The organism is Bradyrhizobium sp. Arg816 (assembly GCF_029989365.1).
Classification (GTDB): domain Bacteria; phylum Pseudomonadota; class Alphaproteobacteria; order Rhizobiales; family Xanthobacteraceae; genus Bradyrhizobium.
This window is the reverse complement of record NZ_JAPRAQ010000023.1, coordinates 88,659-103,159: the sequence shown is the minus strand read 5'-3', so window position 1 is coordinate 103,159 and position 14,501 is coordinate 88,659. Positions and strand designations below refer to the sequence as shown.

The 14,501-nt window shown below is 63.5% G+C and carries 13 protein-coding genes; 4 read left to right on the top strand and 9 right to left on the bottom strand.

The window, feature by feature from the left end; all coding sequences use genetic code 11:
• The first annotated feature begins 30 nt into the window (after nt 1–30).
• The 3 genes from OWC48_RS36475 to OWC48_RS36465 all read left to right on the top strand — a co-directional run bounded on the left by OWC48_RS36475 (nt 31) and on the right by OWC48_RS36465 (nt 3,273).
• Nucleotides 31–495 (top strand): group III truncated hemoglobin, encoded by a 465-nt coding sequence (locus OWC48_RS36475; protein ID WP_282524316.1) that lies wholly within the window; start codon nt 31–33, stop codon nt 493–495.
• Between the two features lie 264 nt (nt 496–759).
• Nucleotides 760–1,416, top strand: coding sequence for a ubiquinol-cytochrome c reductase iron-sulfur subunit (locus tag OWC48_RS36470; RefSeq protein ID WP_282524315.1), 657 nt, complete (start codon nt 760–762; stop codon nt 1,414–1,416).
• A 129-nt stretch (nt 1,417–1,545) separates the two neighbouring features.
• The gene (locus OWC48_RS36465) at nt 1,546–3,273 is read left to right on the top strand and encodes a methanol/ethanol family PQQ-dependent dehydrogenase (protein ID WP_282524344.1); all 1,728 of its coding nucleotides are present in this window, start codon (nt 1,546–1,548) and stop codon (nt 3,271–3,273) included.
• A 229-nt stretch (nt 3,274–3,502) separates the two neighbouring features.
• Here the strand turns inward: OWC48_RS36465 and OWC48_RS36460 are convergent, their stop codons facing one another.
• The 7 genes from OWC48_RS36460 to xoxF5 form a co-directional block, all read right to left on the bottom strand.
• Complete coding sequence (locus tag OWC48_RS36460) at nt 3,503–3,763, bottom strand: hypothetical protein (RefSeq protein WP_282524314.1); 261 nt, start codon at nt 3,761–3,763, stop codon at nt 3,503–3,505.
• A gap of 55 nt (nt 3,764–3,818) precedes the next feature.
• Nucleotides 3,819–6,131 (bottom strand): molybdopterin cofactor-binding domain-containing protein, encoded by a 2,313-nt coding sequence (locus OWC48_RS36455; protein ID WP_282524313.1) that lies wholly within the window; start codon nt 6,129–6,131, stop codon nt 3,819–3,821.
• Nucleotide 6,132: 1 nt separating this feature from the next.
• Nucleotides 6,133–6,585 carry a (2Fe-2S)-binding protein gene (locus OWC48_RS36450; RefSeq protein ID WP_014493612.1) on the bottom strand — a complete coding sequence of 151 codons (453 nt, stop codon included), beginning with the start codon at nt 6,583–6,585 and terminating at the stop codon, nt 6,133–6,135.
• A gap of 626 nt (nt 6,586–7,211) precedes the next feature.
• On the bottom strand, nt 7,212–7,775 hold the full coding sequence (gfa, locus tag OWC48_RS36445) for an S-(hydroxymethyl)glutathione synthase (RefSeq protein WP_282524312.1): 564 nt from the start codon (nt 7,773–7,775) through the stop codon (nt 7,212–7,214).
• Between the two features lie 33 nt (nt 7,776–7,808).
• Entirely contained in the window at nt 7,809–8,918 is a 1,110-nt protein-coding gene (locus OWC48_RS36440) for an S-(hydroxymethyl)glutathione dehydrogenase/class III alcohol dehydrogenase (RefSeq protein WP_014493614.1), read from the bottom strand.
• A 57-nt stretch (nt 8,919–8,975) separates the two neighbouring features.
• Complete coding sequence (locus OWC48_RS36435) at nt 8,976–9,497, bottom strand: c-type cytochrome, methanol metabolism-related (protein ID WP_306664624.1); 522 nt, start codon at nt 9,495–9,497, stop codon at nt 8,976–8,978.
• A gap of 81 nt (nt 9,498–9,578) precedes the next feature.
• On the bottom strand, nt 9,579–11,390 hold the full coding sequence (xoxF5, locus tag OWC48_RS36430; RefSeq protein WP_282524311.1) for a lanthanide-dependent methanol dehydrogenase XoxF5: 1,812 nt from the start codon (nt 11,388–11,390) through the stop codon (nt 9,579–9,581).
• A gap of 513 nt (nt 11,391–11,903) precedes the next feature.
• Here xoxF5 and OWC48_RS36425 point away from each other — a divergent pair.
• Nucleotides 11,904–12,872, top strand: coding sequence for a helix-turn-helix domain-containing protein (locus OWC48_RS36425; protein ID WP_014493617.1), 969 nt, complete (start codon nt 11,904–11,906; stop codon nt 12,870–12,872).
• A gap of 40 nt (nt 12,873–12,912) precedes the next feature.
• Here OWC48_RS36425 and OWC48_RS36420 read toward each other — a convergent pair whose 3' ends face one another.
• The gene (locus tag OWC48_RS36420) at nt 12,913–13,338 is read right to left on the bottom strand and encodes a hypothetical protein (protein ID WP_282524310.1); all 426 of its coding nucleotides are present in this window, start codon (nt 13,336–13,338) and stop codon (nt 12,913–12,915) included.
• Nucleotides 13,339–13,473: 135 nt separating this feature from the next.
• Nucleotides 13,474–14,463 carry a tripartite tricarboxylate transporter substrate binding protein gene (locus OWC48_RS36415; RefSeq protein ID WP_282524309.1) on the bottom strand — a complete coding sequence of 330 codons (990 nt, stop codon included), beginning with the start codon at nt 14,461–14,463 and terminating at the stop codon, nt 13,474–13,476.
• Nucleotides 14,464–14,501 lie beyond the last annotated feature (38 nt).

Genomic DNA, 14,501 nt, shown 5'->3' with positions numbered 1-14,501 from the left:
GCGGGAACAACGGAACGGATAACGAAGGACATGTCGGATCGACTGAAGGCCGAGCGCGAGGCGGCGGCCGCGCGGCGGAACCTGCTGACCCAGGATGCGATCGAGCGCACCGGGATCACCGAGGAGATGATCGGGGAGCTCGTCACCCGCTTCTACGGACGCGTGCGCGAGGATGCGCTGCTGGGGCCGGTCTTTGCGATCGTGCAGAATTGGGACGAGCATCTCGCCAAACTTAGGGATTTCTGGTCGTCGGTCGTGCTGATGAGCGGCCGCTATCATGGTTCGCCGATGCGGGCGCATGTGCCGCTCAGGCTGGTCGGCGATCATTTCGACCGCTGGCTCGATCTGTTCGAACAGACCGCGCGCGAGGTCTGTCCGCCGCCGGCGGCCGCGCTCTTCATCGACAAGGCGCGTCGCATCGCCGACAGTTTTGAGATGGCGTCGGCGACCATCGCCGGCCGCATCGCTGCGCCGCGTCACGTGCTCCGGTCCTGACGACAGCAAGTCTGCCTGCAAAACGTGCAGTTGTATCGCTCCGAGGTTGCGCTGCGCGACCAATAACGCGTTGCACCAATTCCGGCATCATCGGTCTGATCTGCAAAATCATCATGCCGATCGCGCGACGCGACGTTGCAATTGCAAATATGCGCTGGAACGCATTCATTTGCGTTCAACCAAAGCGAGCAAAGACATATTGATGTGCTGCGGCGCCAATTCTCCGCCTTTTTTTCGGCAGAGTTCCAGCGCCTGCTAACGTGCATGTCGCGCGCATCATTCAACACCACTTCCTCATCGTCCTCCGAGAGCACCGCGGAACCTGAAGTCGACGCGGGCATAGAACAGACGCGGCGAACGCTGCTGCTTGGCGCGCTCGCCACGACCGCCTGCCTTGGTTGTTCCACGCAGGCGCGCGCGGGCGAGGATCCGCCAGGCTCCGACGAACGTCCGCAGAAGGGTGATCTCCTCGTCTTCTCCGAAGGCGACCAGGGGGGAAAGCTCATCACCGCGGCCGATCTCCCGGCCGGTGGACCGCCGGTCCATGCGTGGCCGAAGGATCCCAACACATCGGTGGTGCGCAGCGCCTCGCGCCTCAACGAAATCCTGATCGTCAGACTCGATCCCGCCGAGCTCGACGAGAAGACCCGCGCGCGTGCCGTCGACGGCATCCTGGCCTATTCGGCGATCTGCTCGCATGCCGGATGTCCCGTCACCGCCTGGGTCAAGAGCGATGTCGGCGACAAGGATGTGTTCAAGTGCATGTGTCACAACTCCGAATACGATCCCCGCGAGGGCGCGCAGGTCGTGTTCGGCCCGGCGCCGCGGCGTCTCGCCGCCCTGCCGCTCGCGCTGGCTGACGGTTCGCTCAGCGTCGCCGGCAACTTCATCGGAAAGGTAGGTGGCGTGCAGCCAGGATGATGGACGGTGCGGGTTATGCCCGCGTCACGAGAGGCCGCATCCGCCGAGGGGCGGACGACGGGACGAACGACAAGAATTCAAAACAAGAATTCAAACGGATGAAAAAGGGGAACGTCCATGAAAACTTCCATGACCAGGAAGCAATGGTTACTGTCCGGCTTCGTCGCCTTCACGTGTCTTGCCTCGACCGCCGCCGGCGCCGGCCCGATCGAGAATTATTCTCCCGTCACCGCGCAGCGGCTGGAAAATCCGGAACCCAGCAACTGGATGCTCTATCGGCGCACCTATGACGGGCAGGGCTATAGCCCGCTCGACCAGATCAACACCTCGAACGTCAAGAATCTCACGCCGGTCTGGACGTTTGCCACCGGCGTGGTCGAAGGCCACGAGGCGCCGCCGATCGTCAACAACGGCGTGATGTTCGTGGCGACCCCGATGGGCCAGGTGATCGCGCTGAACGCGAAGACCGGCGACGAGTACTGGCGCTACAAGCGGCAGCTCCCCGACGATCTATTCCAATTGCACCCGACCAGCCGCGGTGTCGGCCTCTGGGAGGACAAGCTCTATCTCGCCACCACCGACGACCACGTCGTGGCACTCGACGCCAAGACCGGCAAGGTGGTGTGGGACACCAAGGTCCAGGATTACAAGAAGGGCCAGTACATGACCCTGATGCCGTTGATCATCGACGGCAAGGTCATCGTCGGCGGCTCCGGCGGCGAGTTCGGCGTGCGCGGCTATGTCGCCGCCTACGATGCCAAAGACGGCAAGGAGCTGTGGCGGATCTACACCATTCCGGGCGAAGGCGAGCCCGGTCACGACACCTGGCAGGGCGACGACTGGAAGAACGGCGGCGGCTCGGCCTGGATGACCGGCAATTACGACAAGGACACCAAGACGATCTATTGGGGCGTCGGCAATGCCGCGCCGTGGCCCGGTGAGATGCACCCCGGCGACAATCTCTACACCTCGTCGGTGCTCGCGCTCGATCCCAGCAACGGCAAGATCAAGACCTATCACCAGTATCACCAGAACGATTCCTGGGACTGGGACGAGGTCGAAGCGCCGATGCTGATCGACCTGCAACGCAATGGGCGCAACATCAAGAGCCTGGTCCATCCCGGCCGCGACGCGATCTTCTGGGTGCTCGAGCGCACGCCGAGCAAGATCAACTATGTCGCCGGCTGGCCATTCGTCTCCACCGACGTCTGGAAGGGCATTGATGCCGAGAGCGGACGGCCGATCGTCGATCCCGATCACAAGCCGGCCGTCGGCAAGCGCGTCGAGTTCTGTCCGTCGCTGTGGGGTGGCAAGGACTGGCCGTCGGCGGCCTATAGCCAGAAGACAGGCCTCGTCTACGTGCCCGCCAACGAGAATTTCTGCGGCGGCTTTACCGGCGAGAAGCTTCCGCTCAAGCCCGGCGAGCTCTGGCTTGGCACCAAGCCGGAAGACATCGGCCTGAAGACCAAGCCCGGCGCGGATCATTTCGGCGAGCTCCAGGCCTGGGATCCCGTCACCGGCAAGAAGGTGTGGCAGCACAATTTCCCGAAGTCGCAGTTGTTCGGCTCGGTGACGGCGACCGCAGGCGATCTCGTCTTCGTCGGCGGCACCAACGACCGCAACTTCCGCGCCTTCAATGCCAAGACCGGCGAGCTGCTGTGGGAGCAGAAGACAAACTCCGGCATCATGGGCATGCCGTCGTCCTATGAGATCGACGGCACGCAATACATCGCGATCCAGTCGGGATGGGGCGTCGACGCGCAGCGCATCCAGGATGCGCTCGCGACCAACAATATCGGCATCGAATCCAATGTGCCGCAGGGCGGCGTCATCTGGGTGTTCGCGCTGAAAAAATAAGCTCCGCGGGCGGATCGCAAAGCGGAGCGTCAGGGGGCAAATGCGGCGGACGGCAACGTCCGCCGCATTTTGCGTTTGCGGTCAGGATTGTCACTCGCGCCACGAACTCGTCATGCCCGGGCTTGTCCCGGCCATCCATGTTCTTCGTGCCGCGGCGGAGGTCGTGGGTGGCCGGGACAATCCCGGCCATGACGGCGAGCGGCGGTTTGTGGGCGCAGGCGCCGAACCGCTACTTCCCCTGCCGATCAACCTTGTCCTTTTCCTTCTGGTTCATCTCCTGAACCTTCGGATCGGAGCTGGTCTGCCCGGTGGTCTGCGTGGTCGAAGGCGGCGGAGCGCCGGCGTTGGGAAGCGAGTTCTGGTCCGGTGCGGTGGGGCGCGTGGCGGTGGTCGGCGGGGCAGTGTTGCTTTGGGCGAACGCACAAGTGGTCGTCATGAAAAAGGCGCCCGACAGCAACGAGACTGCGAGCGCCTTTGAGATGTTGATCATCGATCTGCTCCTGTCAGATCGATAGAAACGGCGCGAGGCCGCTCAATGTTCCGTCTTAAGCCTCCAATTGCTTGCCGAGCGGAAGGCTGCGGATACGCTTTCCGGTCGCGGCGAAGATCGCGTTCATCAGCGCGGGTGCGAACGGCGGAACGCCGGGCTCTCCGACGCCGCTCGGCAGCGTGTCGGGTCCGGGCGGGACGATGTAGACGTTGGTGACAAGAGGAGATTCATCCATCCTGAGGACCTGGAAGTCGTCGAAGTTCTTCTGCTCCACCTTGCCGTCCTTGAAGGTGATCGCGCCGTATTTGGCGACACTCAGCCCCATGATCGCCGCGCCCTCCATCTGCGAGGCGATGCGCTCGGGATTGACATAGGTGCCGCAGTCGATCGCGGTGTCGACCCGCGGCACCGTCAGCTTGCCCTTCTCGTCGACGGCCACCTCGACGATGGTCGCGATGTAGCTGACGAAGCTGCGGTGCACGGCAATGCCGAGGCCGTGGCCTTTCGGCACCTGACGGCCCCATTCGCCCTTCTCGGCGGCCAGCTCGACCACCTTGCGCAGGCGCGCGGTGTCGATCGGGTAGCTGTCATAGGGCTCGCCGTAGTTCCACAAGTCCTTCACCGCCGGCTTGACGATGCGGGGGCTGCCGATCAGCGCGAGCAGCGTCTCCTTCTGGTCGCGCCCGGTCGCCTGCGCGATCTCGCCGACCATCGACTGCACCGCGAACGCGCGCGGGATGTTCGAGACCGAACGGAACCAGCCGATGCGGGTGAACGCCGCAGCCTCCGGGTTCTCGCAGGAGATGTTGGCGATCTCGAACGGCATGTCGACGAGGCCCATGCCGAGCTCGAACGGTGCGGCATGATTTGCGCCGGCGGCGAAGGTCGAGGCGATGGTCGGGGCCACGCTGCGGTGGCGCCAGGCGATCACCTTGCCGTTCTTGTCGAGTCCCGCCTCGATCCGCTCGACCGAGACGGTGTGCAGGAAGTCGTGACGGACGTCGTCCTCGCGCGTCCATTGCACCTTCACCGGCGCGCCGAGCTCCTTCGACAGCAGTGCGGCCTCGAGCGCGAAGTCGCATTTCGACTTGCGGCCGAAACCGCCGCCGAGCAGCGTGACGTTGACCGTGACGTTGTCCTCGGGAATGCCGAGCGTCTTGGCGACGTCCTCGCGGGTGCCGCCGGGACTCTGCACCGGCGCCCAGATCTCCGCCTTGTCACCCTTGACGTCGGCGACCGCCACCGGCGGCTCCATGCTGACATGGGCGAGGTGCGGCAGATAGTATTCGCCGACGACGACCTTGTCGGCGCCCTTCAGCGCAGCGTCTGCGTCACCCTCCTGGCGTACGACGAGGCCCGGCTTGCGCGAGGCTTCCTCGAGCTCCTTGCGATAAGCGACGGAGTCGTATTTGCCGTTGGCGCCGTCGTCCCAGGTCAGCTTCAGCGCGTCGCGGCCCTTGATCGCCGCGCCGGTGTTGCGCGCGATCACCGCGACGCCGCCGAGCGGCTGGAATTTCGACGGCCACGGCCAGCCGCGCACCTGCATCACCTTCTCGACGCCGGGGACCTTCAGCGCCGCGTCCGGATCGAACGAGACCAGCTTGCCGCCGGTCACCGGCGGGCGTGCGATGACGGCGTATTTCATGCCTGATAGTCGCACGTCGGCGCCGTAGCGCGCCTTGCCGGTTGTGATGTCGTGGAGATCGACGATGCCGATCTGACCCTTGCCGAGATAGCGGAAGTCCTTGGGGTCCTTCAGCTTGAGGCCTTCGATGCTCGGCACCGATTGCTTGGCTGCGTCCGCGGCGAGCTCGCCGAAGCCGAGCTTGCGGCCGCTGGCGCTATGGACGACCTCGTGGTTGACGGCCTTGACCTCGGTCGCCGGCACGCCCCAGCGCTTGGCCGCGGCCTGCTCCAGCATGGTGCGGGCGGAGGCGCCGATCTGGCGCATCGGAATCAGATAATGCCGCGTGCTGCGGGAGCCGTCAGTGTCCTGGTTGCCGAACTTGACCTCGTCGCCATGGGCCTGCTGCACCTTCACCCTGGACCAGTCGGCCTCCATCTCCTCGGCGACGATCAGCGGCAGGCTGGTGCGCACGCCGGTGCCCATCTCCGCGCGGTGGGCGAGGATGGTGACGGTGCCGTCGGGCGCAACGGCAACGAAGACGCGCGGATCAACCACGACGCCGTGCGGCATCTTGCCAGCGCCGGTCTCATAGGCAAACGCCTGACGCGACATCACGGGCGCCGCGAGCACGAAGCCGCCGGTGATGCCGAGCCCCTTCAGGATGCTTCGGCGCGAGACCTTTTCGACCCGAATGTTCTTCTCGAAGCCACGAAGCTTCCCGGGTTTGTCGATGAAATTCATGTCACACTCCCGTCGATGCGAGATGGACCGCGTTCTCGATGCGCTGGTAGCAGCCGCAGCGGCAGATGTTGCCGGCCATCGCTTCGCGGATCTGGTCGTGCGACGGCTTGGGGTTCTCCATCAGCAGCGCGGCGGCCTGCATGATCTGGCCAGCCTGGCAGAAGCCGCATTGGGGCACGTTGACCTGGCGCCAGGCCTTCTGGACGGGGTGGTCGCCGTTCGGATGCAGCCCTTCGATGGTGGTCACCTCGCGCCCGGCGACGTCGTTGATCGACGTGATGCAAGAGCGCACGGCCTCCTTGTCGACGATGACGGTGCAGGCGCCGCACAGGGCCTGGCCGCAGCCGAACTTGGTGCCGGTGAGCCCGGCCTCGTCACGCAGGAACCAGAGTAGCGGGAGATCCGGGTCGCCGTCCCAGCTCTGTTCCTGGCCGTTGATCTTCACCTTGATCATGATGGTCCCTCGCTCTTCATAAGCATGTCGATTTCAACATTGCCGACACAGGTCGGCGCACTGCCCGTTTCGTCGTGTCGTCGCATCCCGGCCTGTTCTCCTGCGCGGGCAGATCCCGGCAGCAAGCAGGAATGCGAATCGTGATGTCCGGATGTGCTCGATACCTCCCGTCTTATTCTTGATTGATTGAATTCGCGCGGCATCGTGACGACGCGATCGTAGCAGAGACCGCGTCGGCCCGGCGTTCACAGCCGGGTGTTCTTGAAGGGAAAAGATTGCAACGAAGGTTGTCAAAAGCAGGGCGCGGCTTCACGCGCCTGCGCCTGCGAAATGTGCACGACGAAAAAAGCTTCGTCCGGCAGAGACTGCGCGGACGAAGCAGGATGCCTCAGTCGAGGGAGGGAGAAACGCAGAGCCGCGGACTTCGAGGGGGAAGTGGGCGGCACTGCGCAGTCATTCAGAGACCAGGACTGAGGAGCTCATCTGAGGAACTCATGGCCCTCGCATCTTGCGATGTGCGAAGCGGAGGCATCGTAGCGATTTGGTCGGCGGCCGCACGGTCCGACTCGCTGGCGATGGTCGGGGCCAGCGAGCGGACGGGCACGGCGAAGGTCTGGCGGCCTTGTTCAGGCAGCCTTGGCTTTCGCGACGTGGGTCGCGATCGCGTCCATCAGCGCCGGCGACAGGCAGTCATAGGGCTCGAGCCCGATTTCCTTCAGTCGCGAGCGGATGCCTGCCATCTGTTCCGGCTTCACGCCGGATTCGATCACGGAGGAGACGAAGGCGGCGAATTGCGGCGCCTGCGAGCCCTGCTCCTGGAACAGCTCGGGATGGATGAAGTCGAGGCCGTAGAACGGGTGGCCCTTGTTCTCGATGCGGCCGTACATGTGCGTGCCGCAGGCCTTGCAGGCGTGGCGCTGGATCACCGCCGAGGCATCGACGATCTGGAGCTTGTCGCCGTTCTCGGTCACGCTGACGTTCTGGCGCGGCACCACGGCGACCACCGAGAAGTTCGCGCCTTGCGGCTTCCAGCACTTGGTGCAGCCGCAGGCGTGGTTATGGGCGACGTCGCCCTTCACCGCAACCTTGACCGGGTGGTCCGTGCATTTGCAGACCAGCGTGCCGCCGGCAAAGCTGCCGCTGCCCTGTTTGACGCCGTTATCGATCGAGGGATGGAGTGCAACAGTCATGGGTCGATCCTCCTTGGGTGTGACGCTTTCGAGCTAGAACACGACGACTGAACGGATGGATTTGCCCTCGTGCATGAGGTCAAAGCCCTTGTTGATCTCCTCGAGCTTGAGCACGTGGGTGATCATCGGATCGATCTGGATCTTTCCGTTCATGTACCAGTCGACGATCTTGGGCACGTCGGTGCGGCCACGTGCGCCGCCGAAGGCCGTGCCGCGCCAGTTGCGCCCGGTGACGAGCTGGAACGGGCGGGTGGCGATCTCCTTGCCGGATTCGGCAACGCCGATGATGATCGAGGTGCCCCAGCCGCGATGGCAGGCTTCCAGCGCCTGGCGCATCACGGTGGTGTTGCCGGTGCAATCGAAGGTGTAGTCGGCGCCACCGTCGGTCAGGTTGACCAGATGCGCGACGATGTCGCCGGTGATCTTCTTGGGGTTGACGAACTCGGTCATGCCGAACCGGCGGCCCCAATCCTCCTTGGAGTCGTTGATGTCGACGCCGATGATCTTGTCGGCGCCGGCCATCTTGGCGCCCTGGATCACGTTGAGGCCGATGCCGCCGAGGCCGAACACGACCACGTTGGAGCCCGGCGTGACCTTCGCGGTGTTGACGACGGCGCCGACGCCAGTGGTGACGCCGCAGCCGATGTAGCAGCTCTTGTCGAACGGCGCGTCCTCGCGGATCTTGGCGACGGCGATCTCCGGCAGCACGGTGAAGTTCGAGAAGGTCGAGCAGCCCATGTAGTGGTAGACCGGCTTGCCCTTGTAGGAGAAGCGGCTGGTGCCGTCAGGCATCACGCCCTTGCCCTGCGTCGCGCGGATCGCAGTGCAGAGATTGGTCTTCTGGCTCAGGCAGCTTTTGCACTGCCGGCACTCCGGCGTGTAGAGCGGGATGACGTGGTCGCCCGGTTTCACCGAGGTCACGCCCGGTCCGATCTCGCGGATGATGCCGGCGCCCTCATGACCCAGGATCGACGGGAAGATTCCTTCGCTGTCGAAGCCGTCGAGCGTGTAGGCGTCGGTATGGCAGATGCCCGTCGCCTTGATCTCGACCAGGACTTCACCGGCCTTCGGTCCTTCCAGATCGACTTCGACGATCTCGAGTGGCTTCTTGGCTTCGAAAGCAACGGCGGCACGTGTCTTCATCGTAAACTCCTCAAATTCTCGCAGGACGCCACGAGGTGGTATCGGTCCTGGTAACCTTCATTTCTTGCCCATGCAGGCGTCTTCCGCCTTGGTGTAGGCCTCGTTCTTCTCCTCCTTCTTGGAGGGACGTTGACGACCCCACGCCTCGTCGGAGCGTGCGCGCAGATAGACGTAGAGATCGTCCATGTAGCAGGCGACGTTGGGGTTGTCGCCGAAGGCAGGCATGACATTCTCCTGCGCGGTCGAGATGTTCTTGCGACCGGAGGCGACGACGCCGAGGAAGTCGCCATAGCTCATGGTCTTGACCGAATCCTTCAACGCCGGTGCGTAGGTGGATCCCATGCCGTCGGGGCCATGGCAGACGTGGCAGTCGGAGTGATAGCGGCGATATCCGGAATAGGTGAACCAGTCCACGGTGCCGTCGGCCGAAATCTTGTAGGTCGGGTTTCCTTCCTTATCGAGCCACTTTCCGTCGTCTTCCTTCTTGACGGCGGTCGGGTCGCCCGGACCTTCCGCAACGGCAATTCCTCCCGAAGTCACGAAGATAGTCGCAGCGATGACAAAGCAGATTTTACGCAAGAGATGATCCTCGAAGGCGTTCGGCGGAGACGAGCCGGCGCGTGGATTTGATCCACGCGCCGGAGCGACACGAAGGGTGGGCTAGTTCGCCGCGGGCAGCGAGAACACGGTCAGCGTACCGCCGAGTGCCGTGTAGTTGCTGAGGGCCGCGTAGCCACCGACTGCGCCGAGACCGGCGGTCGGATCGGTCAGACCCGCTGCCAGACCGATGCCGGCCCAGCCGCCCACGCCGGAGAGCACTGCGACGTACTGCTTGCCGCCGTTCTCATAGGTCGTGACGTTGCCGATGATGCCGGAGGGAGTCTTGAACTTGTAAAGCTCCTTGCCGGACTTGGCGTCGACCGCCTTCAGGTAGCCTTCGAGCGTGCCGTAGAACACCACGCCGCCGGCGGTTGCGAGCGCGCCCGACCAGACCGAGAACTGCTCCTTGTTCGACCAGACGATCTTGCCGGTCTTGCCGTCCCAGGCGATGAAATTACCCATGTGGGTTTCACCCTGCGGCGGATACATCGAGAGCGTCGCACCCACATAGGGCTGGCCCGCGGTGTAGCTCACCTTGAACGGTTCGTAGTCCATGCAGACGTGGTTGGTCGGAACGTAGAACAGCTGCGTGTCCGGCGAGTAGGCTGCCGGCTGCTCGTCCTTGGTACCGAGCGCGGCCGGGCAGATGCCCTTGGTGTTATGATCCTCGCCGCCCTTTTCGGTCGAGGCCGCGTCGAGAACCTTCGGGCGGCCATAGGTCGGTGAGTTCTTGTCCATGTCGACGCCGGAGGTCCAGTTCACCTTCGGATCGAACTTCTCGGCAACCAGCAGCTCGCCGGTGGCGCGATCCATCGTGTAGCCGAGGCCGTTACGATCGAAATGCGTCAGCAGCTTGCGGGGCTGGCCGTTGATCTGCTGATCCGAGAGGATCATCTCGTTGACGCCGTCATAGTCCCACTCATCGTGCGGCGTCATCTGGTAGACCCACTTGGCCATGCCGGTGTCGGGATTGCGGGCCCAAATCGTCATCGACCATTTGTTGTCGCCCGGACGTTGCTTCGGATTCCAGGTCGAGGGATTGCCTGATCCGTAATAGATCAGGTTCAGCTCAGGATCATAGGAGATCCAGCCCCAGGTGGCGCCGCCGCCAATCTTCCACTGATCACCCTGCCAGGTCTTGAGGCTGGAGTCCTTGCCGACCGGCTTGCCGAGAGCGGTGGTCTTCTCGGCATCGACCAAGATTTGATCATCAGGGCCTTCCGAGTAACCGCGCCAAGCCAACTTGCCCGTTTTGAGATCGTAAGCCGTCATGTGAGCCTGGACGCCAAACTCGCCACCGGAAATGCCAACCAGGACCTTGTCCTTGACGACGAGCGCCGCAGAGGTTCCGGTTTCGCCCTTAGTAGGATCGCCGTTCTTCACAGACCAGGCGACCTGGCCGGTCTTGGCGTCGAGCGCAACCAGAGTGGTGTCGGCCTGGTGCAGGATGATCTTGCCGTCGCCATAAGCGAGGCCGCGGTTGACCGTGTCGCAGCACATCACCGGGATGACGTTCGGATCCTGCTTCGGCTCGTACTTCCAGATGATCTTGTTCTCGTTGGAAAGGTCAAGAGCGTAGACCTTGTTCGGGAACGGCGTGTGGACGTACATCGTGTTGCCGATGATCAGCGGGCCGCCTTCGTGGCCGCGCAGCACGCCGGTCGAGAAGGTCCAGGCAACCTGGAGCTTGCCGACGTTTTGTGCGTTGATCTGGTTCAGCTTGGAATAGCGAGTGCTGGCATAGTCGCCTGCCGGAATGACCCAATCCTTGGGATTCTGGGACATTTTGAGCACTTCGTCATTGGCTGACGCGCTCCCGACGGCGAGAGCCGCCGCGGAGCCAAGAAAGGTCGCCAGTAGCACCTTGCGCATAGTCATTCCTCCGTTGGTCTCGTTTATTGTTTCCGAAGCATTGCTTAATCACCGGGCTTCTCGTCCGGCGTCTGCTCGTGCAGGGCGGTCACGTTTGGGACCAGAAACGATGCTGTGCTGTGTCCTCCTCCGGATGAGAGCTACGGGTCCACGTGCAGGAGAGGCCCGTTCTTGTTGTTCCTGCCGCAATCCCTAACGACTTCGTCATCGGGAAACTTGCCCAAGAGGGAAGCCGGTTTGCTCGACAGCGCACGGACGCGAAGTTTTTGATTTTGCAGTAGCGAATTCAGCGGCTTCCGCGCGGCTTCGCGACTGCCTTGGCGCTCAGGTTCCCCTTGACGGCGCTGCAACTAAGGCGGAGGATTAACCGTCAAGGGTGGCAATGGAACGATCGCGCTCGTTTCAACAGACCGCTCAAATTCGAGGTAAACGTCACGCAATCATGGCTGAGGGCTCCGGCAGCGCTGGTTGCGATTCGCGTCGAATCTCCAGATGAAACCAGCGGCTGGATTAATGTCCGACACCATTCACACGCTCTCGACGACCGGTTTGACGCCGAAGCGGCAGATCCAGAGCTGGATCGACGGGCTGACAAGCCTGTGTGGGCATTTCGACGTCGATCCGCTCGAGGCGTCCTCGCTCGAGGGCCGCATCGACTACACAAGCGTCTCGCGTCTGAAGCTCTGCCAGATCGAGGTCAGCCAGCATCGCATCGCGCACACGCTGGCGCGCGCCAAGGCCAATGAACACCCGTACATCAAGATCCACTTCCAGACCTACGGCGTGTCCTATTTCGAGCAGGAGGGCCGCCATATCGAGCTGAACCCGGGCGACATCATCGCCTATGACGTCTCCTGTCCGCATTCGATCATCAGCCCCGCCTTCACCCGCCACGACGTGGTGATCGTGCCGAAGGCCTTGCTGCGCGACCGCGGATTCCCGTCGCAGCGGATGCCGGCCTGCAAATTGTCGGCGAAGACCGGGACGGGGAGGATCGCCCATGATTTCGTCCATGCCACCTTCGACGAGGCGGCCAAGCTCTCGGCGAACAGCGCGGTCGGTGTCGCCGATTCGCTGATCGACCTCTTGCTGCTGCCGTTGCGCGAAGCGGACACGATGTTCGATCGCGTCGGGCCCGAGGCGATGTATGTGCGCGCGCAATTCTTCATCCGCGAGCACCTGCGCGATCCGGATCTGTGCATCGACCAGATCTCCGCCGAGCTCGGCTGCTCCAAGCGCTATCTGCACATGCTGTTCTCCGAGCGCGGCACCACGGTGAGCGACTACATCTGGCAGGCGCGCTTGCAGAATTGCCGCCAGGAGCTCGAGGCGCACGGCGGCAAGACCATCACCGACGTCGCCTTCTCCTGGGGCTTCTCCAGCTCATCGCATTTCAGCCGCGTGTTCCGGAAATATTTTGGCGTGGTGCCGTCCTCGATCCACAAGGCCCAGCAGGGCGCCGCCGCCTCGGGCGAGCATTAGGCGAGCGCCACAGCCGGCGCAGGCCGCGGGGCGATATCTCTCAGGCCGATATGGCGACGTAGGGAATGCTGGTCACGAGAGCGACGAGCAGCACCGCGTTGCCCAGCATGCCGCTCCAATGCAGCCGGCGCAGCCGGTGCAGGGCTTCAGTATCGCCAGCGTCCCTCGCTCTGAGCTGGTCGTCGATCCGTTGCATGAACCAGCCGCGCCCCCATATGGCCAAGGCTGTAAGCAGGCCAACGCCGATCGCGGCGACCAGGCGGCCGTCGAGCAGGAAAGCCAGCGTCCCGATCACGCCGGCCACGCGCATCACCAGAAAATGGGCGTTGAACATCCCACGCAATAGCTGGGTGACGGGCTGGATATCGAGCTTCACCAGCAGGAAGGCGGGCGAGGCCAGCGTGAAATAGCCCATCGGAAAGAGCAGGATGATCATGACGGCAACGGCGACGCCATCCGGTGTCATGCGATCGGCCTTTCTTGTCCGCCGGTGAGGGGGGCCGGCACCGGCGCACAATCATAGCGGGAAAATGCGGTTCCGACACTAGGCTTTGGTCGGATGCCGGGTTGCGATGGGACGGCCCCGCGCGCCGCGCAAGGTTCAGGCCGGCTCGAGGCCGAGCGACCGCGCGCTCTCGATCCAGATCGGCAACTCGCGCTGATACAGGGCATTGGTCTCCTTGAAGCCGATGGCCGGCTCGAGCACGAAGGTCGCGAGAACCTCCTTCACCTTCGGATCGCTGTTGGCGGCGACGCAGAGCTCCGCCAGGCGGTCGACCACCGGCTGCGGCGTCGCCTTCGGCACGGCCCAGCCGGAGAAGCCGCTCACGGTGAAGAATTTTGACGTTGCGCCCTGCTCCGGGAGGGTCTTGATGGCGGGGATCGCGTCGACCTTCTTCGAATGCACGGCGAACACGGTGCCACGGTCGCTTTGCAGGACGGACTGCGCCGCCGTGTAGCTGCCCATTGCGGCATCGAGCGTGCCTTCCAGCATCCCTGTCCACATCGGCGCTTCGCCGCGGTAGTGAACCGGCTCGATGGAAAGACCGTACTGCTTGTTGAGCTCGTTGATCGTCATGTGCGGGGCCGAGCCCGCGCTATAGGTGCCGAAGTTGACCTTGCCACTCTTGCGCGCGAAGGCGACGAAATCCTCCAGCGTCTTGACCCCGGTCTTGGGGTTCGCGACCAGCAACAGGCCGGCGCCCGGAATGACGCTGACCAGCGTCAGATCCTTGTCCATGTCGTAGCCGGGATTCTTCATCACGACCCGGTTCATGATGTAGGTGGTCGAGATCGAGCACAGAATGGTGTGGCCGTCGGGCTCGGCGCGTGCGACCTCGGCGGTGCCGATCGCGCCGGAGGCGCCGGGCTTGTTCTCGACGACGACGGTCTTGCCGACCTGCTTGGAGATGAATTCGCCATAGGCGCGCGCGAGCAAATCGGTCTGTCCGCCGGCGGGATAGCTGCAGATCATACGAATCTGACGGGACGGCCACGCGGCCTGCGCCAAGGCGCCGCGCGCGACGAAGGGCATCGCGAGTGCACTGGTACCGGCGGCGATGAAGTGGCGGCGATCGAATTTTGCGGGCATGATTCCCTCCTGATTTTTGCCGACCCTACTGCATCAGG

Coding starts and splice junctions, on each gene's coding strand:
- OWC48_RS36460 (WP_282524314.1), bottom strand. CDS start 3,763: ATGATCAACATCTCAAAGGCGCTCGCAGTCTCGTTGCTGTCGGGCGCC.
- OWC48_RS36415 (WP_282524309.1), bottom strand. CDS start 14,463: ATGCCCGCAAAATTCGATCGCCGCCACTTCATCGCCGCCGGTACCAGT.
- OWC48_RS36475 (WP_282524316.1), top strand. CDS start 31: ATGTCGGATCGACTGAAGGCCGAGCGCGAGGCGGCGGCCGCGCGGCGG.
- OWC48_RS36455 (WP_282524313.1), bottom strand. CDS start 6,131: ATGAATTTCATCGACAAACCCGGGAAGCTTCGTGGCTTCGAGAAGAAC.
- OWC48_RS36440 (WP_014493614.1), bottom strand. CDS start 8,918: ATGAAGACACGTGCCGCCGTTGCTTTCGAAGCCAAGAAGCCACTCGAG.
- gfa (WP_282524312.1), bottom strand. CDS start 7,775: ATGACTGTTGCACTCCATCCCTCGATCGATAACGGCGTCAAACAGGGC.
- OWC48_RS36425 (WP_014493617.1), top strand. CDS start 11,904: ATGTCCGACACCATTCACACGCTCTCGACGACCGGTTTGACGCCGAAG.
- OWC48_RS36470 (WP_282524315.1), top strand. CDS start 760: ATGTCGCGCGCATCATTCAACACCACTTCCTCATCGTCCTCCGAGAGC.
- OWC48_RS36450 (WP_014493612.1), bottom strand. CDS start 6,585: ATGATCAAGGTGAAGATCAACGGCCAGGAACAGAGCTGGGACGGCGAC.
- OWC48_RS36420 (WP_282524310.1), bottom strand. CDS start 13,338: ATGACACCGGATGGCGTCGCCGTTGCCGTCATGATCATCCTGCTCTTT.
- OWC48_RS36465 (WP_282524344.1), top strand. CDS start 1,546: ATGACCAGGAAGCAATGGTTACTGTCCGGCTTCGTCGCCTTCACGTGT.
- xoxF5 (WP_282524311.1), bottom strand. CDS start 11,390: ATGCGCAAGGTGCTACTGGCGACCTTTCTTGGCTCCGCGGCGGCTCTC.